Origin of the sequence: Lapidilactobacillus achengensis (assembly GCF_003946655.1) — a bacterium.
Lineage (GTDB): Bacteria > Bacillota > Bacilli > Lactobacillales > Lactobacillaceae > Lapidilactobacillus > Lapidilactobacillus achengensis.
On the sequence record NZ_RHOV01000007.1, the window covers coordinates 89203 to 109405 of the forward strand.

The window sequence follows — 20203 nt, forward strand, 5'->3', positions numbered from 1 at the left end:
AATTTGTTTCATTCCTTTACTGGGGTTTTATCCTTTAGTACTACCTGATAGCAAACCACTAGTGAAGTATTTTTGCAAGTAGAAGAATAAAATACTGATTGGTAAGGCGATCAAGATCGCGCCAGCCGCGAACAAGACAACTTGTTGATCACGGGTATTGGTAATGAACTGCTGCAAGCCAACCGCAACGGTCAAATGCTCGTCAGAACGAAGCAAGAACTTGGACATGATGTAATCGCCGAATGGTCCCATGAACGCCCATAAAGCTTGAACGGCGATCATTGGCTTGACCAACGGCAAAACAATCTGCCAGAAAACCCGGAAGTTGCCGGCGCCATCAAGTTTGGCCGATTCATCCAAGTCATATGGAACGGAATCGAAGTAGCCTTTCATCAACCAAGTGTTCATTGGGATCCCACCGCCGATATAGATCAACGTCAAGAACCAGTAATGATCCAAGGCGTTGAGCATATTGGCCATGACATAGAAGGCAGTCAACGCGGCCATGGTTGGGACCATTTGGATAATGATGAAGAACATCAAGCTGAAACGCCGCCCGATGAAGCGGTAACGACTGTAAACATAACCGGCCAGCGTGATGACCGCGACTTGGATCAGCATCGTGAAGAAGGCGATGATGACCGTATTCTTGTACCAGGTCCCATAAAGGGTCTCCGTGAACAGACGTTTAAAGTTGATCAACGTCCATTTTGAACTGAAGTCCAAGGTAAAGGACTGCACGTTACCTGTTTTAAAGGCCGAACTGACGGTGATCAGTAACGGATAGATAATGATGATCGCCAGAATGACCATGTATAGGTAGGTGAAGAAATGCTTGACCCGTCGATTACGGATTGCTGATTTCTCATTGATTTTCTTTTGTCTACGCGCCATCTTAATCATCTCCTAAATCAAATGCGCCCGTCTTCTTGAAGACGATCATGGAAACACCAATGACAATGACCGAGATCAATAAGGTAACTGCGGCGGCGATCGAATATTGCGGTGATTGACCCGTCGTTAATTTATAGATCCATGAAATCAAGATATCAGTACCACCGGCACCGCCACCAACATCCCCAGGACCACCACTGTTAAACAGATAGATCATTGAGAAGTTGTTGAAGTTACCTGTATATTGCGTAATGAAAATTGGTGCGGCGACCGTAAAAATCGTTGGCGCCGTAATGTGATTGAATTTTTGGATCGCGGAAGCGCCATCTAATGTGGCTGCTTCATATAAGTCTTCGGGGATCGCTTGGAGGATCCCGGTGACCATTACATAGATATAAGGGAAGCCCAACCAACCTTGGATCATGATGATCGCGATCTTCGTCCAGAATGGATCTGTCTTCCACGCTGGCAATGACAAGTGCAAGAATGGCAAGATCTTATTGAAGAAAGGAATGACCTGAACATTGATCGCACCAGCCGAATCGTTGAAGATGTTGGAGAAACTCATGATCGAGATGAAGGCAGGTACTGCCCATGGTAAAAGGAAGATGACCCCAAAAGCACGTTTGAATTTAATAAAGTCCTGATTCGCCACGATTGCCGTGAAAATTCCTAAGAACAATTGTAGTGTTGTCGCCACAACCGTCCAAATGATCGTCCAACCGAAGACCGCGTTGAAAGTTTGGCGGTAACTACTTAGGAAGAACAATGAGGTGAAGTTCTTGAAACCGACCCAGTCCAACAGATGAGCAGGTGGCACATGGAGAAAGTCATAGTTTGAAAAGGCGATGAATAAAGTAACGAGTACTGGGAACACGATGATAAACAGCATTAAGAAATAAGCTGGGATCGAGAATAGGTATGGAAAGCCGCCATCCCCGATGTTTTTGATCATCTGAACCAAACTGGTCGATGGCTTCTTGCCTTCGTTGGCCTGCTTGGCGATGTTACCGGCGTCATAGATATTGGCCGCGTAGAGAATGATCGCGACAACTAGTACAAGGATCTGCAACGTCCCTTCGATCATCATAAAGAGCGAGTTATCCATCATTGGGGTTGAACCCAAGGTAATCAGATTCACGATCTGACGGACACCGGCCAGCGCTAATTCAGCGACGAACGCTAAGAAGAGCACTAAGAAGATCGAGCCTTTCAGGACTTGGTGATTATAAAATTGCCCCAACCCAGGAATAATCGAGAGCAATTTTGCTTTTCTGGGGTCTTGCTTTTGTGGATCAGTCATCACTGGTCCCTTCCTTTCCGTTATGTAAAATGTCGATGGTACGTCGCCATCGACATTTTAAATTCAATCTAGCGGCTTACTTGCTGCCGTACTTCTGTTCAATCTTCTGTTTGATGACCTTAACACCAGCATCAGCGGCTTCTTTCGAAGTCATCTTGCCAGAAGCTGCGTTAGTCACGATTGTTTGACCTGCGTCCCAAACCTCAGACATTTCAGGCAAGTTGATCAACGGATCATCCTTCTTGAATTGTTCGATAACGGCAGTCGTTAATTCAGTTCCATCTTCCTTAGCAGCGTTTTGTGCTTTCAAGTTAGCTGGAATTTCAGCAGTCATGTTGAAGAAGGTCTTCTGGTTAGCGTCATTTGAAACATAGTCTAACCATTTCTTCGCTAATGATTGGTTCTTGGAATAAGCTGAAATGACCCAAGACTTGCCACCACCAAAGGCTTGATAATCTTTACCATTTGGCAAAGTAGGTAAGACAGTCGCGCCGTAATCAATGCCGGCTTCTTTATAAGAAGATGCCTTCCAAGGACCGTCGATGACAACTGCGGTCTTACCCTTGGTGAATTGATCGTCGATGAAGTTCTGGTTGGCTTTGATATCTTGCATCCCTTTAGGCCAAACATTCTTGAAGTAGTTGGTCATGAAGTCCAATGCCTCAACAGAGCCAGCGTTGTTCAAGCCGATCTTCTTAGGATTTGAGTTGTCATCGCCGAAGACGTAACCACCGTAACCCTTGAAGACGCCATAGCTAATGTAGAAGTTCGTCCATTGCGCTAAGAAACCAACGTTCTTAGTTTTGTCATTTTCATAAGCAAACTTGGAATCTTTGCTGATTGCTTCGATTTCATCGAAAGTAGTTGGTGCTTTGTCAATCAACTTCTTGTTATAGTACATGACGATTGATTCGATCGTCACTGGCGCGCCATAATGCTTGCCATCATACTTAACGGCATCTTCACCAGTTGACGCATAGCGACCTGAAACTGGATTGTATTCAGCGACTTGACCTTGTTGCGCTAATCCACCGACCCGGTCGAATGGTGCCATCATGACATCTGGCGCTTTACCAGCAGGTCCATCCAGTTGTAAAGCGTCAAGTTGATCCAACATATCTTTGTTGACCATCTTGATCTTCACATTGTTATCTTTTTCGAACTTACCCTTGATCTTGTTGACATACTTCTTATAACCCTTATCAACGGAAATCGTCAAAGTCTTCGATTCCGAACTCGTTGCCGATTTCTTATCACTACTTGATGAATTACCACAAGCAGCTAATGATAAAGCAACCGTGGCAGTCAAAGCAGCTAAACCTACATAACGCCATTTCTTCAAATTCATTACTTGTTTCCTCCTCGAAACGTAATTTATTGATTTCGCTTACAACCACATTATGGTTTCTTGTAAGGGATTTAGCAAGCGATAAATCAATGTTACCGATAACAGAAAACCTAAGCCAACTTTAGCGTTGACTGATCACAAAACCTGAAGCGGCCAATTCGTCGTTGGTCAAGCCTTGACTAAGAACCACTGAATCCGCGGTTTGGAGCGCACCGATCTTTTGCGCTTGTCCGCTTAAATTGAAGATACCTGTAACAAAAGTCGCCCCATCATCGCGCACGACTTTGACTAAGCCTTGATCATCATCAACGACTTGCCAAGTCAACGCGCCTTGCGTCATTAAATCGGCGTGTTGCAACCGGAATTTGATCAACTTCTGGTAAAAAGCGAACAGTTCTTGATCCTGGGTCGCTGGGTCCCAATTCATTGGCTTGCGACAGTCGGGATCATTCCCGCCGTCCATCCCCACTTCACTACCATAATAGATACAAGGCTCGCCTTCTTGCAGGAAGGTGAACGCCACCGTCTGCCGTAACAGCGCTTTGTCACCTCGACACAAAGTCAATAGCCGCGCCGTATCGTGGGAATCCAAGGTGTTCAGCATGACTTCATTGACCTGTTGTTGATACAACATCCGTTGGTAATTCAAGCCAGCGACCATCCGCGTCGGTTCTAAAGTTTTGTCGACGAAGCCTTTGATCACGGTTTCCGTAAAGGCGTAATTCATCACCGCTGAGAATTGATCGCCTTGCAACCAAGGTTGGGAAGAATGCCAGACCTCCCCTAGAATATAAAAATTAGGTTTGACAGCATGGCAAGCCGCCGCGAATTGGCGCCAGAAGTGATGGCCGACTTCATTGGCCACGTCCAACCGCCAAGCGTCGATATCGAATTCTTTGATCCAATAAGTCGCCACATCCAAAAGATAGGCTTGAACTTCTGGATTAGCGGTATTCAGCTTAGGCATATGCGGGGTATAAGCGAAGGTGTCGAAACTTAATTCGTTGGCGTGTTCGAAATCAGTGGTTTCTTGGTAGCTGATCGGGAATTTATTGACGTGGAACCAGTTGGCGAACCGCGATTTAGACTGGTTCGTCAACACATCCTGCCATTGAACGGAGCGATCGCCAATATGGTTGAAGACCGCGTCCAGCATGACTTTCATGCCCCGTTGATGCGCCGCGGCCACTAATTTCTGGAAAACCTCTTTATCGCCAAAGTCAGGATCGATCTCCAAATAGTCGATCGTATCGTACTTGTGGTTAGAATAAGCTTTGAAAACCGGGCAGAGATAGAGGCCATTGATGCCTAGATCCTGTAAGTAATCCAGATGGTCAAGAATGCCTTGCAGGTCGCCACCATAATAGTCAGTCCGTCCGGGGTTGACCGTGCTATCCCAAGGCTTAACATCGGCTGGATCATTGCTGGTATCGCCATTAGCGAACCGCTCTGGAAAAATCTGATACCACACGGTGTGTCGCACCCAATCTGGTTCCTGGAAACGATCGATCTCGTGGAAATACGGCTGCCGAAATGGGTTACCGCCACCACCGATCAGACTAGGTTCAAACGGGAAACAGCCCCGATCGCCATACAATAATTCCGAGCCATCAGTGCCGACAACGCGGAAATCATATTGGACCCGCTTGTGGGGCACTTCCAACGCGGCTTCCCAATAATCATGGGCCTCGGTGCTGGCGATTTTACTCATCGCGATCGTTTCGTAAGGCCATTGCCCCTTCTCGGAATCATATGGGTCGCCATAAAAACAGTCGACCGCTTGGGCATCGTCGCGCTTGGTCCGTAAACGCACCCGGAAATCGTCTGGTTGATATAAATAGGCGAACTCACTATCTGGGCGGTGATAAATTGCTGCTGCTTCCATAAATTCAATAACCTACTTTCTTGATTTGATTGTCGCGCTTAATTTATTCAGCTGGCCAAGCCACTTGATCTTGCTGCAAGACCAAGGTTGACCAAGGCGCCAAATGCCAAGAGTTTTCATCTAAGGTCACCTGACCTACCGTGAAGGTAATGTCGGCGTTCAGCCAATCGTCATTTTGATAAGTGACCGTTTCGCTAGTCAAGTTGGTCAAGACCAAGGCACTCTTTTGCCCTAATTGCCGTTGATAAACAATTAGGCCGGCGGTTTTGACCAGCAATAACCTGAATTTACCAGTGGCGAACAACGGCTGTTGCTTCAACTGGAACAACTTCCGGTAGAAATTTAAAATACTGTCTGGATCCGCCTCAGCAGCAGCCACGGTGATCGGCGCTGGTTGCGTGCGTAACCAAGGTTCATGCTCCGAAAAGCCCTGATGCGCGCTGTCATCCCACGGCATCGCCTGACGCGCCGGGGTTTTGTGCAGACCGGACAAATACTGCAAGACAGCTGGTCGTTCCGCTTCAGGAACCTGATCAATCAAGGTGGACGTCATTTGATCTTGAAAGGCCGTCGCGCGGGCCAGTTCCGCGTTATGCAGCCCCAATTCTTCGCCATAATAAATGATCGGGATACCCCGTTGCAAATACTGCATCGTGGCTAAGGTCTTCAAACTGCGCGTTTCGAATTTCCGATCAGCATAAACAGTGGCCATTCGCGGTAAGTCGTGGTTGCTGAAATACAAAGTTGGTTGGGTCGTTTGCGCCAATGCGGTCTGCCATTGTACGATACTGGTTGGTAACGCCGCCGTATCTAGCTGCTCAGCCAGGGGCAACTTGACCGTCGCCGTTAACTTCGGCGCGGGAACCGCCTGTTTCGGTAAATTACGGAAACTAACAATGGCGTCGCACAAAGCGCTGCCCCGATTAGTCCGCGTATAAAGCGCCGCCAGCGCTGGATCCGCCGAAGCGCCTTCACCAAGAATGAACAGATCTGGATTGATTTTCCGCAGTTCATCAATGAATTCTTGCAAATAGGTCACAACATTGGGCAAGTTGGCATACATTGGCTCCGCAATCACTGGCCCGGTCTGATCCGTCGGGAAATTCTGACCTAGATCCGCCTTAGCGATATGAATGAACGCGTCTAAACGTAAGCCGTCGATGCCTTTTCCCACCCAATACTTAGCAACCTCGATCATCGCTTGCCGTACTTCTGGATTGGCCCAATTCAAATCAGGCATATGTTTGTCAAAAAGGTGGAAATAATACGTATTGGGTTCGGTCGGCACTTGTTCCCAAACCGAACCGCCAAAGAAGGAACCCCAATTGTTCGGCACCTGGCCATTAGGCGTGTCTTGCCAAATATAGTAATCCCGGAATAAACTCTTGGGACTTTTCAGCGCGTCCTGAAACCACGGATGTTGGTCCGACGTGTGGTTGAGCACGAAATCCAGCAAAATGTGGAGATCCAGTTCATGGGCCCGTTGGATCAACGCGTCCATGGTCGCCATCGTGCCAAAATGGGGATCAACCGTGAAATAATTGGAAACATCATAACCATTATCAACTTGTGGTGAGGTAAACACCGGGTTCAGCCAAATCGTATTGACCCCTAACGACTTGATATAATCTAAGCGGTCTAATAAGCCTTGCAGATCACCAAGGCCATCATTGTCACTATCCTGGAAACTGCGGGGATAGACCTGATAAATGATCGCGTTTTCGTACCATTGCTTCATAATAAGTCGGTTCCTTTCTGAAAAAGCTACAAACGAGCGTGGAACTGCAATACTTCCACTGCCTATCTTATGGAAGAACTGCCGAAACAACAAGCTTTCCAGTCGATGTTATCGGTAACAAGTTTGACCGTGTATCAGACGCCAGAACATTGACATAACAGAGTGCGGAGCGCCCCGATTAGCTTCTGAGCATTAGCCTAGCAATTGTTTTGAAAGCTGGGCTTGGCTTTCGGAACAATTGCGTAGCTAAGCGGAAGAAGCTGGGGCGCGCAGCACGTTTCCGATCAAAGAGTGCGGAGCGCCCCGGGTTGACTGCGAGCATTAGCCTAGCAAAAGTAGATTGTCCGCAGCTTGCGCTGCGAAATTCCGGGTGAGCTCGCTGTGGGCGTCACTTTGAGCTTCGCGAAGCTCAAAGCTGAGCCTTGGTCTAAGTGACAGAGCCACTAAGACCAATTTCACGGCGATCTCACCCGGAATTTCTCCGCTCCAGCCGCTCAACGTTTTAACAGCCGTTTGAGCACTCACGCCATTTGACAAGCTGTCGTCACTTGATGAGGAGCCACGCAATTGACGACCATGGCTAGTGGTGACAATCTTTAGATTAGCGACACCAGTGTAGCCTGCTTGATGAACTAGGACATGATCTTGATGAATCAGTTGGATTGGTCAGCCGCCACTCAAGAATTGTTTAGGCAACAGGCAAAGATGTCCAGCCAATGCAAACTGTACCAACCAACAAATCCGAATCCGAATCCGTTGGCATTGTCGTACCGCCTTGAACGTGAGCAATTATTGATCTATAAATTGCAAAACCACCTCGTCAAATCCTTCGCTCCGATTGCAGATAGGCCCAATACTGTCCAGCAATTTCAAAAACAGTGCGGAGCGCCCCGGGTAGCTTCTGAGCATTAGCCTAGTCAGGATTTTGGAAGCTGGGTTGACGAACACGTTTGTTTCAATTATGTCCGCGGCTTGCGCTGCTCAACGTTATAATAGCCGTTTGAGTACTCACGCCATGTGGCAAGCTATAGCCAATTGATGGAGCGCCACGCAACTGACGACCATGGTCAGTGGTTACACGAAATAGAGTGCGAGCCGACCTGGACGGCTTTTTTGCATTAGCTTTTTTTGCTGAAATACTTTCGCCAACTAGCCGACCAATGGTGGTGAATCGATGGTTTTGAGTGGCATCCATCCCATAATCCAATCTGTGATCGTCCAACCATTTTGGTCAGCATGCTGCGCTGTTTTTCCCATGTTCAGGGGAGCGGATAGTGGCCAAATGGCACCAAAAAAGTCCACTGTTACGTAACAATGGACTTCAAGAACCAAGTAATCAGATTCAATTCAAATGATAATTGCGAGTAGTATTACGGCGTATCAACTCCGGTGAAAACATCACTTCAGTGCGATCACGTTCGGGACTTTGGTCATTGGTGGTGACGCCGTGATTGATTTTTTGCATCAATAATTCGGCGATTTTACTGCCCATGGCCATCACCGGCTGCTTGACCGTGCTCAATTTCGGTTCCGCGATTTGATCTAAGAACACCCCATCAAAACCGGTGATCCCAAAATCCTCGGGAATCGAACCACCCATCCGCTGAATCCCGCGCTCCACGCCGATCGCCAAACGATCGCTAGAACAAACGAAACAGGTATTGGGCTTAAATTCATGCCAATGATCTTCAATATATTGTTGCGACTCTGAAGAATGATTGCCGAAACGAATAATTTGTGGCTGCAGCCCAGATTTTTGCATGGTATCCATGTAACCACGTTCGCGGGAATATTCGAAGGATTCCTTCAATTCAATCCCCAAGAAAATAATTTGGTCATAGCCATCCTTGATCGCCGCGCCCGTGGACAAAAAAGTGCCATACTTATTATCGGAATCGACAAAATCATAATGATGGCGATTCTCGCCATATAAAATCACCGGTTTGCGGAGCTCCTGGATCCAGGTGAAGTCATCGTTACGGGCTCCTGTAATGATGTAGCCATCACACTCACCAATATCGGCATTCTTCTGGGTCACCACTTGCAACGCGTACTGATGCGCGTTTAGAAATTGGGCCACGCCCATCAGGAGCGTTGCGTAATAAGGTTCGACTGTATCAACCTTTTCCAAAATCACCAACTTGATGATTCGGGTCGCGTTGGCAGCCAAGGCTTTAGCGGCTAAGTTGGGATGATAGTCCAGTTCATTCATCGCCTTGAAAACCAATTGCTTAAGTTCATCCGTCACTTGTTCAGGGTGATTGATCACTCGGGAAACTGTCATCTTAGAAACATTTGCTGATTTTGCCACGTCATTCAATGTAACGATCTGACTCACCTTCTCTAGTGTTTTTCAGGTACACCTACACTACCTTATTATATTGATATTAATCTGAGATAACAAGGCGGGACTATTGGTGGTGCTGATTTCGTTGGACGACGTGTGGGCTGTGGGATAAAAAAAGTTTGACCGCGACTTGCGCTGCGCGCTTCGGGGTGAGCTCGCTGTGGGCGCTGTTTTAAGCCTCGCAAGATACGCGAGTCTTAAAATCAGGCCTTGTCCTAAGTGGCATAGCCACTATGGACAATTTCACGGCGATCTCACGGCGATCTTACCCCGAAGCGCTCCGCTCCAGCCGCTCAACGTTATTTTAGTCAGTTATTTTAGTCATTTGAACAGTCACGCTGACTGATATCAAGGTAAGTTCAGTAGTCAGGGACGCGGATTGACGGACCCCACCCCCAATCTTCACGAATCGACCGAATTCTGCCTAATAAAATTACCGATTGACAACGAATTTTGGTTGCTCGCCTTGATTCATTAAGATGACATTATTGGCGACAATCGCGGCCATGGCATCACGGGCTTCCACGGTGGCGTTACCAATATGAGGTGTTAAAATAACATTCTTCAACGTCTTGAAGCCGGCATCAAATTCGGGTTCGTTTTCATATACGTCAAGGGCCGCGCCACCGATTTGGTGAACCTTTAAAGCCTGCAGGAGCGCTGCTTCATCAACGATCGGTCCGCGACCAACATTGATCAACGCCGCCGTTGACTTCATCTGTGCAAATACACCCGCGTCAAATTGATGGTAGGTTTGCGGCGTCAGCGGCGCGTTAATGCTGATGTAGTCACTTGTTTGAATCAAGTCCGCAAATGATTTATAGTTGACTTCAAGGGCATTTTCATCCGCCGCGCTGAGCCGTCGAGGTGAGAAATAGGAAACGTGCATGCCCAACGCCGTGGCCTTCTTAGCGATTTCACGGCCGATATTGCCTAGACCAACAATGCCCAATGATTTGCCCGATATTTCATGGCCTAGAAAATACAGCGGCGCCCAGCCAGGGAAACCTGATTCCCGCATTTGATGATCACCTTCAACGATTCGATGACTTAGGGCCAAAATCAACCCAATTGTCAGTTCTGTCACTGAATTTGTTGAGACTTGCGGTGTATTGGAAACTAGGACGCCTTTGGATTTGGCATAGTCGACGTCAATATTGTTGAAGCCGGCGCCAAAATTGGCGATTAGTTTCAGCTGAGGCGCCGCATCGATGATTGCTGCGTCAACTTCGGTCGAAAGGGTCGTAATCAGAAAATCGACATCCCGGACCTGAGCTAATAATTCGGCGTGGCTAATCAAGCCTTCACCTTGATAGACTGCCACCGCTAAATGGTTTTTCTGTAATTTGTCCAGCGCAAGTGCTGGCAATTGTGCGGATACATATACTTTTTTCATAAAATGGCCTCCTTAGATTGGCTAAACCCATCATAAGTGCTGGCAATCAAACTGACAATAACGCACTTTAAAGTTACCACAGAAAGGAGTCCTTGCTTTGACCGACTTAATTCGTCAAGATGTCCTCAAGAAACTGGAAGATGGTGACTACAGTTGCCGCAAAGAGTTCACTTTAGCCATGTTCAGTGGTAAATGGAAAATCAATCTGATTTACCACTTGGGCCATGACGGCGCTTATTATTTTTATGAATTGCAACGATTATTACCCCAGGCCTCACACAAAGAACTCGCCAAAAAACTGAAGGAACTGGTGGCGGATGGGCTACTCGATCGTCAGGAGGAGGCTGGGCCAAGAACGAAAACGGTCTATTCTTTGACGCCGCTGGGGCGATCATTGCTCCCGATCATTGATGCGATGTACGCCTGGGGAGACCAACGTTTAAGCGAATTGCAGTTGGATAAGATCACCTTTAGTCTAGGCGATCCCAAAAAATCATGATCGATCGCGGTTGATCAGGATACCAATTGCTACTGGCAGTTCAAAAGTCTTCCTGAAAACGATGGACTGTGGAAGCACGGTTAGCTTGTGAGAGCGTTTTCTCATCATTGTTTGGCGATCAACGATTGATAATTCGCGCTTACTTTGACAATAATTAAAAAATCATTAGACTATTGTGCTAAAATAGGATAACATATAATTGAATTTTGAAATTTTGGAGGTTGACTTAATGAGTAAAGAAATTACCAGCGCAAATATTGAAAAATTTGCCCAAGATTTTGCTGAATTGCCAAAATCAAACGCGACAGCCAATGCGGTTGCCCACAATGGTATCCTGGCTGCGAGCCGGAACATCGCCGCTGATGTGGCAATGACACCAAACTTCTCCGTGGAGATCCAAACTGGTGACGTTGCTAACCAGAAACAATCTGGTCGTTGCTGGATGTTCGCCGCATTGAACACGATGCGCCATCCATTACAAGATCAATTGAAGTTGAAGGGATTCGAATTGTCCCAAAACTACACCAACTTCTGGGATAAATTTGAGAAATCAAACTGGTTCTTGGAACATGTGATTGCAACAGCTGACCTGCCATTAGGCGATCGCAAAGTTGACTTCCTTTTGGCAACACCTCAACAAGATGGTGGCCAATGGGATATGCTGTGCGCCTTGATCGAAAAATATGGTTTAGTGCCGAAGGATGTTATGCCTGAGACCTACAACAGCTCAAAATCAAGCGAACTGAACACAACTTTGAACACTAAATTGCGTAAAGACGCGGTTGAATTACGCCAATTGGTTGCTGACAAAGCGACTGCTGACGCGATTGCCGCTGCTAAAGACAAGATGCTCAATGAAGTTTATCGTATTTTGGTCTTTACTTTGGGCAAACCACCGGTTCAATTTGACTGGGAATATACAGACAGTGACAAAGTTTATCACCGTGAAGCTGGATTGACACCAAAGAGTTTCTATGAGAAGTTCGTTGGTCTTGATCTTGAAGATCATATCTCCCTGATCAACTCCCCAACGGCTGACAAGCCTTTCAACCATGTTTATACAGTCGATTTATTGGGTAACGTGGTTGGCGGTCGTCAAGTCCGTCACTTGAACTTAAGCATTGACGATTTCAAAGCCTTAACGATCAAGCAATTACAAGCTGGCGAAACAGTTTGGTTTGGTTCTGATGTTGGCAAAATCTCCGATCGCCAAGCTGGTATCTTGGATACTGAAGTTTACCAAACCGGCGAAACCTTAGATGTTGATCTTTCAATGACCAAGGCTGAACGTTTGGACCACGGCGAAAGCTTGATGACTCACGCCATGGTGATCACTGGCGTTGACTTGGTCAATGGCCAACCAACTAAGTGGAAGGTTGAGAACTCATGGGGTGACAAGCCTGGTTTCAAGGGCTACTTCGTGATGAGTGACGCTTGGTTTGATGAATTCGTTTACCAAGTTGTCATCGACAAGAAGTTCTTATCAGCTGACTTACAAAAGGTTGTTGCTGACGAACATGACAATCCGACTGTTCTGAAGCCTTGGGATCCAATGGGTGCTTTGGCGCTTTAATTTAAATCTTCATCAAAAAAACCATGTCGCTTTTGACATGGTTTTTCTTTATCGCAAAATTTGCTGGTGTTTGGCTTGCGCTGCGAAAGTATGATGTCCGCGGCTTGCGCTGCGCGTGGCGTTGGTGGTGGACAAGTGTAGTAGGGCTCCAGGTCGGGCTGGGGGTGGTGGAACGCTGCGGGCATCACTTAGAGCTTCGCGAAACCCGTGCGAATCTCAAAGCTGAGCCTTATTCTAAGCGGCAAAGCCGCCAAGAATAATATCGCGGCTGACTCACCCCCAGCCCGACCTTCCGCCAAACGGATAAACGCACCACCAACGCCACGCTCCGCTTCAGCCGCTCAACGTTATAGCAGTCGTTTGAGCACTCACGCCGACTGGCAAGCTATGGCCAATAGATGAGGAGCCATACAATTGACGACCGTGGTTAGTGGTCACCAGCTTTAAATTGGTGACACCAGCATAGCCTGCTTGATGAACTAAAGACAAGTTCTTGCTAAATCGGCTGAATCGGTCGGTTGCCAACCCAAACGCGCTTAGGCACGTGGGATAGAGTTGTCGGCACTATCCGAAATGTACTGCCTTACTAATCCAAATCCGTTGTAATGCTGTACCACCTCAAAAGCGGGCAGTTTTTTGACCTCTAGCTTGCAAAAGCACTTCGTCGAATCCTTCGCCTTGATTGCAGATAGGCTTAACGCTGCCTAGCAACCGCCTCAGGACGTGTGGCTCAGCGGTGAGATTATTCTTAGCGATTTATCGCTTAGAATAAGGCTCGATTTGAAGACAATTCCCGCTTTTGGAATTGGCTTCAAACGATGCCCACCGCGTTCCAGCCACGACAAACGTCCTGAGGCGGTTGCGTCCCCACCAAACCCACCACACCCGCAATCAAGCAGCCACTACTCACCAAGCACGATTTTCTCAGTGACCTGCAAGTGCGCGTCAAACTCGTAAACGATCGGCTCGCCATTAGCCACCTCGACCCCATCCAGTTGATGAGGCGACAACTGTTCAATATACTTCAGCAAGACCCGCAAAGTGCTGCCATGGGCCACGATCAGCTGATCATGGCCCTGCAACAATTCGGGGACGACCACATCTTGATAATATGGGAGCACCCGCGCGCTGGCCATCGCCAAACTTTCACCCAAGGGTAAACAGCGCGGATCAAGTTTGGCATAGCGGCGATCGTGATCAGGCGCGGCCAACAACGGCGGAACCGTCCAGAAATCCCGGCGCCACAACGCGACTTGATGGGCGCCGAATTCTAACCGGGTCTGTTGTTTGTTATGACCTCGTAGCGCGCCATAATGACGCTCATTCAACCGCCAACTTTTCAATAATGGCAAAGCTAGCCAATCACGATCCGCGCAAATGATCAGCGCCGTTTTGATCGCCCGCACTAAAACAGAGGTGTGGACGGTGGTCGGCGCGAAGGTCAGGTCGGCCAGCAAGTCGGCGGTGGCGTGGGCTTGAGCGATGCCGCGATTGGTCAGTTGAACATCGGACCAGCCGGTATAAGTGTCATCCGCATTAGCCGTACTCTCACCATGTCGGATCAGGACTAGTTTTACCAAGATTTCGAAACCTCTTTTACCTTAAACTGGGTCTATTGTAACGCCGATTCAGGGACGGACGCTAGATTTTGATCGATGGCTGTCAACACATCATCGAGAGCGCCATCTTTGAATGGACTTTGCAAGTGGCCTAACGCCACCAACTGATTGAAGCTCAAACTGCCACCAGCCTTGGCCATCGCCAGATAATCCGACCAAGCTTGCGGATCATGATCGACTTCAAATCGTTTCCAGAATTGGAAGGCCACGACTTGCGCCAAGGTGTAGTCAATATAGTAGAACGGCGCTTCGAAAATATGGCCTTGACGATACCAGTAGATGCCCCGATCCAAATCGGGGTCATCGGAATAATCACGACTAGGCAAATACATTTTCTCAAGGCGACGCCAAGTGGCCTTTCGCTCGGCTGGTGTCCAGTCAGGATGTTGATAAACTTCAGTTTGGAAGTGATCGACCAGCACACCATATGGCAAGAAGATCAGGGCGCTGGATAAGTGCTCAAATTTATACTTGGTCGTTTGCTCGCCAAAGAATTTCGGCATCCAAGGATAAGCGATGAACTCCATGCTCATGGAGAAAATTTCCGCCGCTTCATTGGTTGGAAAAATACATTCCCACGCCTTGATATTTTGGGCCATAAAGGTTTGGAACGCATGACCGGCTTCGTGGGTCAACACATCCACATCGCCGGAAGTGCCATTAAAGTTGGCGAAAATAAATGGCGTCTTGAATTTCGGCAAGAATTCGCAATAACCGCCGCCCTGCTTGCCATGATGACTTAAGAGATCCAAGTTGTGATCATCGACCATCATTTGGAAGAACTTGCCTGTCTCTGGCGACATTTCGTGGTACATTTCGTTAGCTTTGGCCACCAATTCTTCTGGGGTTCCTTGAGGCAACGCGTTGCCGCTTGGGAAATTGTAGCCCTCATCATAAAAGGCCAAGTTATCCAAGCCCAAGCGTGTTTGCTGCCGCGCCATCAACTTGTTGACGATTGGGACAACTTTCTGGCGAATGGTTTCGCGGTAATTAGCAACATCAGCTTCGTCATAATCGAAACGGTTCATGAAATCAAAACTCATCGCCGCATAATCGCGATAACCTAATTGATGGGCGATTTTTGTCCGGATCTGCACCAACTGGTCATAAATCGTATCAAATTCTGTTTCATGGTCGACGAACCATTGGGTGGTCGCTGCCGTTGCCCGGCGTCGGATATCGCGGTCAGGGTCATTGCGCAACTTGCCTAATTGACTAATATTGTAAGTCTGACCATCAAATTCGATCTGCGCCGCCGCAATCAAGGTTGAATATTGATTGCTGATTTTATTATTCTCTTGCAATAACGGAATCACTGCGGCAGAAAAAGTTTTGATTTGATTCTCGGCCATTTCAAATAAAGTTTCCGGCAACTCCTGACGCAACGCCTGACGATAAGGTGAGTCAACCAGCGCCTGATAATAGGCAGTGGTGAATTCGTCATATTTGGGACCAAATTCGTTCCAATAATCATTTTCCGCTTCGTAGAATTTATCCAGCGTATTCACACTAAAGCGAATGTAAGCCAACATCTGTTGCGAAACCACATCACTGTTCAATTGGCTGATCGCCAAGGCGGCCTTAACGGCGGTCAAAGGATCGTCGGCGTTCTTCAGCGCGGCGATCAGGGTTTGATACTGTTGGGCCACTTGCTCGTACTCGGGACGAGCGTAAGGCAATTTAGCAAAATCTGTCATAAGCATTAACCTCCTCGTATTCTTCCTTAATTATAAACGACTGGGGAAAGGGGAACAAGAGGCGGATCAACCGAGAATTTGCGGCTGTCAACCTTTGATGCGCTCCCGCAAACCCATGTTCTGATTTGAAAAGTATCGCAGGCGTGGTGGGTGTGGACGCAATCAGTGGTGAAATTGGCCTTGGTAGCTTGGCCGCGGCCTGCGCTGCGAAATTCGGGGTGAGCTCGCTGTGGGCGTCACTTTGAGCTTTTCGGAAGGGCGCCGAAAATCTCAAAGCTGAGCCTTGGTCTAAGTGGCACAGCCACTAAGACCAATTTCACGGCGATCTCACCCCGAATTTCTCCGCTCCAGCCGCTCAACGTTTTAACAGTCGTTTGAGCACTCGCGCCATTTGGCAAGCTATCGTTAATTGTATGGAGAACCACGCAATTGACGACCTTGGCTAGTGGTCACCAGCTTTAAATTGGCGACACCGGGACAGTCTGCCTGATGAACCGAGGCAGGTTCTTGATGAATCACCTGAATCGGTCGGCTTTTCAGCTATGGATTGTTACGGAAACTAGTAAAGATGTTCAGCCTACACAAATGTCCCAACCAACTAATCCGAACCCATTGGCATTACCGTACCACCTAAAAAATGGACGATTGTTTTGACCTCTAGCTTGCAAAAGCACTTCGTCAGATCCTTAGCTTCGATTGCAGCTAGGCTCAATTCTGCCTAGCAACCGCCTCAGGGCGTGTGGCTCAGCAGTGAAATTTGTCTTTGTGGCTTTGCCACTTAGACAAAGACCTGATTTTGAGACAAGCCGCGCCCTTTGCGGATTGGCTCAAAACAGCGTCCACTGCGTTCCAGCCACGACAAACGTCCTGAGGCGGTTGCGTTCCAACCAAACTCTACCACGGCCGCAATTAAGTGAAAGATCAAAAACGGCGTCTCAGTTTCTAGAATTAGTTGACATTGCCGGACCAACCAAGAAGTTGCCCATCGTTTTGACCGCTAGTCGCATAACAACTTCGTTCGATATTTCGCTCCGATTGCAGATAAACTCAATTCTGCCCAGCAACCGGTTGGGTCGGTTCGCACTGTTTCGATTTGGGTGGAGGGTTTTTTTCGGCCACTCGTAAAAAAGTGTGGTACCCTTTCAGTAAGCGATTGCATCAGGGAGACAAAATCGACCCCTTTTCGCGGCAAAAGGATTATACTAACTTTAAATAAGTTATTTGGGAGGTCTTGTGTAATGACAGCAACAATCAAATCAGGTATCGCCATGGTCAAGGTTCTGGAAGACTGGGGTGTCGACCATATCTACGGTATTCCCGGCGGTTCTTTCAACTCAACGATGGACGCGTTATTCAGTGAACGGGACAAAATCAAGTATATCCAGGTTCGTCATGAAGAAGTTGGCGCGATCGCCGCGGCGGCTGACGCCAAGATCACAGGCAAAATCGGGGTTGCCTTTGGTTCAGCTGGTCCTGGCGCTACCCATTTATTCAACGGTCTCTATGACGCCAAAATGGATCACGTTCCTGTTTTAGCATTGGTTGGGCAAGTCGGCGCCGATATCATGAACACCGACTACTTCCAAGAAATGAATGAAAACCCAATGTTCAGTGATGTGGCGGTCTACAATCGCACTGTCATGACTGCGGCGCAACTCCCCCATGTGGTCGATCAAGCAATCAAGCACGCCTACAAGGAGCAAGGGGTCGCCGTGGTCACTATCCCCGTTAGCCTAGGTTGGGAAGACATTCCCGATACCTTCGAATCCACCGCCGCTAGTTATCGGGTCAATTACCCGCAACCAGAAGCCAAGGATATTGCGGAGACTTTGCGGTTGATCACCACCGCTAAGCATCCCATCCTTTACGTTGGTTTAGGTACGAAAGGCGCCACCGAGGAAATCGAAACTTTCGCGAAAATGTACAAACTGCCGATTGCTTCCTCTGCTTTGGCCAAGGGCATCGTCCCCGACAAAAATCCGGCTTACTTAGCTTCGGCTGGACGGGTAGCAACCAAGCCATCTGTTGAAGCGTTACAAAATGCCGATTTGATTTTGTTCGTCGGGAGTGACTATCCTTTCGCAAAATTCTTCTTTGATCCCAAGGCGACCTTTATTCAAGTCGACATCGACAGCACGAAATTCAGCAAGCGCCATCGGACCGATTTGCCGATTTTGGCCGATGCCAAAGCGACCCTGCGCGCTTTAGTTGCCGCAGGTACCGAACAACCTGAAACTGGCTGGTATCGGGCGAACATCGCTAATAACGAGAATTGGCATGACTGGGTCGCTTCCATGGAGCAAGAAACCAAAGCGCCATTGCGACCAGAACCTGTCTTCGCCCAAATCAATCGGATCGCGAAGAAAGACGCGATTTTCAACATCGACGTGGGTAACGTTACCATTGACAGCTTACGTTTCCTGAAAATGAACCCGAAGCAAAAGTTCACCACTTCTGGCTGGTTCGCGACCATGGGTTATGGCCTGCCCGCTGGTATCGCCGCGCAACTGAGTTATCCTGATCGTCAAGTCTTCTCGATCAGTGGTGACGGCGGCTTTGCGATGGTCGCCCAAGATCTGGTCACCCAAGCGAAGTACCATTTACCGATCATCAATGTAGTTCTCAGTAACCACGCATTCGGCTTCATCAAGGCCGAGCAAGATGATACCAAGCAAAGTCATTATGGCGTTGACATTGATGACGTTGATTTTGGTAAAGTCGCCGAAGGTTATGGTGTTAAAGGGTTCACCGTCCATAATCATCAAGAGTTGTTGAACGCCTTCAATTTCGCGAAAGATGCCACTGAACCAGTGGTGATCGATGTGAAAATCGCCGATGAACGGCCGTTGCCGGTGGAACAATTGCAACTGGATCCAGAGAAGTTTGATCAGGCGGCGATCGACAAATTCAACGAGACTTACCAATCACAAGCTTTGATTCCATTTAGTAAGTTCCTCAAGGACTACGAAAAATAATTTTTCCATTGCGCTCTGATCACTGATCAGGGCGTTTTTTTGTTGGTGGATTTGCTTGGCTTGATCTCTTCTAAAGTAGGCTGGTCGCAGCTTGCGCTGCGAAATTCGGGGTGAGCTCGCTGTGGGCGTCACTTTGAGCTTTTCGGAAGGGCGCCGAAAATCTCAAAGCTGAGCCTTGTCCTAAGCGGCAAAGCCGCCAAGGACAATTTCACGGCGATCTCACCCCGAATTTCTCCGCTCCAGCCGCTCAACGTTATAACAGTCGTTTGAGCACTCACGCCAAATTGGCAAGCTATGGTCAATTGATGGGGAGCCCCGCAGTTGACGGCCGTGGTTAGTGGTTACAAGTCTTAAATTGGTGACACCAGTAAAATCTGCCTGATGAACAGGTCTAGTTCTCAGCGAATCAACTGAATCGGTTGGCTTTCCAACTCAAACCATCTTAGGTAAGTGAGATAAAGCTGTCTGCACTATCCGAAATGTACCGATCTTCTAATACAAATCCGTTGGCATTGCCGTACCACCACAAAAAAGGGGCAATGGTTTGACCTCTATCTTGCAAAAGCACTCCGTCAAATTCTTCGCTTCGATTGCCGATAAGCTCGATTCTGCCTAGCAACCGCCTCAGGACGTGTGGCTCAGCGGTGAGATTATTCTTAGCGATTTATCGCTTAGAATAAGGCCTGATTTTGAGACAAGCCGCCGGGCTTGCGGATTGGCTCAAAACAGTGCCCACCGCGTTCCAGCCACGACAAACGTCCTGAGGCGGTTGCGCTCACGCGCAACACCCACCCACACCGGCAATTAAGCGCAGGTTTAAGAATAGGAACCGGACAGTTTCCAAACGATGCCACGAAATTGGTCCGGCTTTCATTTATCAGATGATTGCGGTACCATGACATTAGAATTGAATGATCGTTGAAAGGGGT

Annotated in this window: 17 protein-coding genes; 4 read left to right on the plus strand and 13 right to left on the minus strand. The window is 48.0% G+C overall.

The window, feature by feature from the left end:
* Positions 1-27 precede the first annotated feature (27 nt).
* From EKM94_RS05935 to EKM94_RS05970, 8 genes are all read right to left on the minus strand, one after another.
* The gene (locus EKM94_RS05935; protein WP_379860860.1) at positions 28-894 is read right to left on the minus strand and encodes a sugar ABC transporter permease; all 867 of its coding nucleotides are present in this window, start codon (positions 892-894) and stop codon (positions 28-30) included.
* Between the two features lies 1 nt (position 895).
* Positions 896-2200 (minus strand): carbohydrate ABC transporter permease, encoded by a 1305-nt coding sequence (locus EKM94_RS05940; protein WP_379860862.1) that lies wholly within the window; start codon positions 2198-2200, stop codon positions 896-898.
* Positions 2201-2273: 73 nt separating this feature from the next.
* Positions 2274-3545 (minus strand): extracellular solute-binding protein, encoded by a 1272-nt coding sequence (locus EKM94_RS05945; RefSeq protein ID WP_125598955.1) that lies wholly within the window; start codon positions 3543-3545, stop codon positions 2274-2276.
* Between the two features lie 121 nt (positions 3546-3666).
* Positions 3667-5430, minus strand: coding sequence for a glycoside hydrolase family 13 protein (locus EKM94_RS05950; protein ID WP_125598957.1), 1764 nt, complete (start codon positions 5428-5430; stop codon positions 3667-3669).
* Between the two features lie 43 nt (positions 5431-5473).
* Positions 5474-7168 carry an alpha-glucosidase gene (locus EKM94_RS05955; protein ID WP_125598960.1) on the minus strand — a complete coding sequence of 565 codons (1695 nt, stop codon included), beginning with the start codon at positions 7166-7168 and terminating at the stop codon, positions 5474-5476.
* A 321-nt stretch (positions 7169-7489) separates the two neighbouring features.
* Entirely contained in the window at positions 7490-7735 is a 246-nt protein-coding gene (locus EKM94_RS05960; protein ID WP_125598963.1) for a hypothetical protein, read from the minus strand.
* A gap of 775 nt (positions 7736-8510) precedes the next feature.
* On the minus strand, positions 8511-9497 hold the full coding sequence (locus EKM94_RS05965) for a LacI family DNA-binding transcriptional regulator (RefSeq protein ID WP_125599015.1): 987 nt from the start codon (positions 9495-9497) through the stop codon (positions 8511-8513).
* 451 nt (positions 9498-9948) lie between these two features.
* Positions 9949-10911, minus strand: a complete 963-nt coding sequence (locus tag EKM94_RS05970) for a 2-hydroxyacid dehydrogenase family protein (protein WP_125598966.1) — start codon at positions 10909-10911, stop codon at positions 9949-9951.
* A gap of 97 nt (positions 10912-11008) precedes the next feature.
* Between EKM94_RS05970 and EKM94_RS05975 the strand changes: the two genes are divergently transcribed.
* Positions 11009-11410: a winged helix-turn-helix transcriptional regulator gene (locus EKM94_RS05975; RefSeq protein WP_125598969.1), complete on the plus strand. Its 402-nt coding sequence runs from the start codon at positions 11009-11011 to the stop codon at positions 11408-11410.
* Positions 11411-11639: 229 nt separating this feature from the next.
* Positions 11640-12983 carry a C1 family peptidase gene (locus EKM94_RS05980; RefSeq protein WP_125598972.1) on the plus strand — a complete coding sequence of 448 codons (1344 nt, stop codon included), beginning with the start codon at positions 11640-11642 and terminating at the stop codon, positions 12981-12983.
* A 333-nt stretch (positions 12984-13316) separates the two neighbouring features.
* Here EKM94_RS05980 and EKM94_RS05985 read toward each other — a convergent pair whose 3' ends face one another.
* The 4 genes from EKM94_RS05985 to EKM94_RS06000 all read right to left on the minus strand — a co-directional run bounded on the left by EKM94_RS05985 (position 13317) and on the right by EKM94_RS06000 (position 16724).
* On the minus strand, positions 13317-13508 hold the full coding sequence (locus EKM94_RS05985; protein WP_125598975.1) for a hypothetical protein: 192 nt from the start codon (positions 13506-13508) through the stop codon (positions 13317-13319).
* 377 nt (positions 13509-13885) lie between these two features.
* Positions 13886-14563, minus strand: a complete 678-nt coding sequence (locus EKM94_RS05990; protein ID WP_125598978.1) for a 2,3-bisphosphoglycerate-dependent phosphoglycerate mutase — start codon at positions 14561-14563, stop codon at positions 13886-13888.
* A gap of 32 nt (positions 14564-14595) precedes the next feature.
* Positions 14596-16299, minus strand: a complete 1704-nt coding sequence (locus EKM94_RS05995) for a M3 family oligoendopeptidase (RefSeq protein ID WP_125598981.1) — start codon at positions 16297-16299, stop codon at positions 14596-14598.
* 236 nt (positions 16300-16535) lie between these two features.
* The gene (locus tag EKM94_RS06000; protein ID WP_125598984.1) at positions 16536-16724 is read right to left on the minus strand and encodes a hypothetical protein; all 189 of its coding nucleotides are present in this window, start codon (positions 16722-16724) and stop codon (positions 16536-16538) included.
* Positions 16725-17537: 813 nt separating this feature from the next.
* On the opposite strand from EKM94_RS06000, the gene spxB reads away from it, so the two are divergent.
* A complete protein-coding gene (spxB, locus tag EKM94_RS06005; RefSeq protein WP_125598987.1) occupies positions 17538-19274 on the plus strand; it encodes a pyruvate oxidase in 1737 nt (578 codons plus the stop codon).
* 128 nt (positions 19275-19402) lie between these two features.
* On the opposite strand, the gene EKM94_RS12350 is transcribed toward spxB, so the two are convergent.
* Positions 19403-19576 carry a hypothetical protein gene (locus EKM94_RS12350; protein ID WP_164511126.1) on the minus strand — a complete coding sequence of 58 codons (174 nt, stop codon included), beginning with the start codon at positions 19574-19576 and terminating at the stop codon, positions 19403-19405.
* Between the two features lie 329 nt (positions 19577-19905).
* Between EKM94_RS12350 and EKM94_RS12355 the strand changes: the two genes are divergently transcribed.
* A complete protein-coding gene (locus tag EKM94_RS12355; protein ID WP_164511127.1) occupies positions 19906-20082 on the plus strand; it encodes a hypothetical protein in 177 nt (58 codons plus the stop codon).
* Positions 20083-20203 lie beyond the last annotated feature (121 nt).

Excerpts from the sequence above, each read along its gene's own strand:
- EKM94_RS05935 (WP_379860860.1), bottom strand. The coding sequence starts at position 894 with ATGGCGCGTAGACAAAAGAAAATCAATGAGAAATCAGCAATCCGTAAT.
- EKM94_RS05945 (WP_125598955.1), bottom strand. The coding sequence starts at position 3,545 with ATGAATTTGAAGAAATGGCGTTATGTAGGTTTAGCTGCTTTGACTGCC.
- EKM94_RS05950 (WP_125598957.1), bottom strand. The coding sequence starts at position 5,430 with ATGGAAGCAGCAGCAATTTATCACCGCCCAGATAGTGAGTTCGCCTAT.
- EKM94_RS05955 (WP_125598960.1), bottom strand. The coding sequence starts at position 7,168 with ATGAAGCAATGGTACGAAAACGCGATCATTTATCAGGTCTATCCCCGC.
- EKM94_RS05970 (WP_125598966.1), bottom strand. The coding sequence starts at position 10,911 with ATGAAAAAAGTATATGTATCCGCACAATTGCCAGCACTTGCGCTGGAC.
- EKM94_RS05980 (WP_125598972.1), top strand. The coding sequence starts at position 11,640 with ATGAGTAAAGAAATTACCAGCGCAAATATTGAAAAATTTGCCCAAGAT.
- EKM94_RS05995 (WP_125598981.1), bottom strand. The coding sequence starts at position 16,299 with ATGACAGATTTTGCTAAATTGCCTTACGCTCGTCCCGAGTACGAGCAA.
- spxB (WP_125598987.1), top strand. The coding sequence starts at position 17,538 with ATGACAGCAACAATCAAATCAGGTATCGCCATGGTCAAGGTTCTGGAA.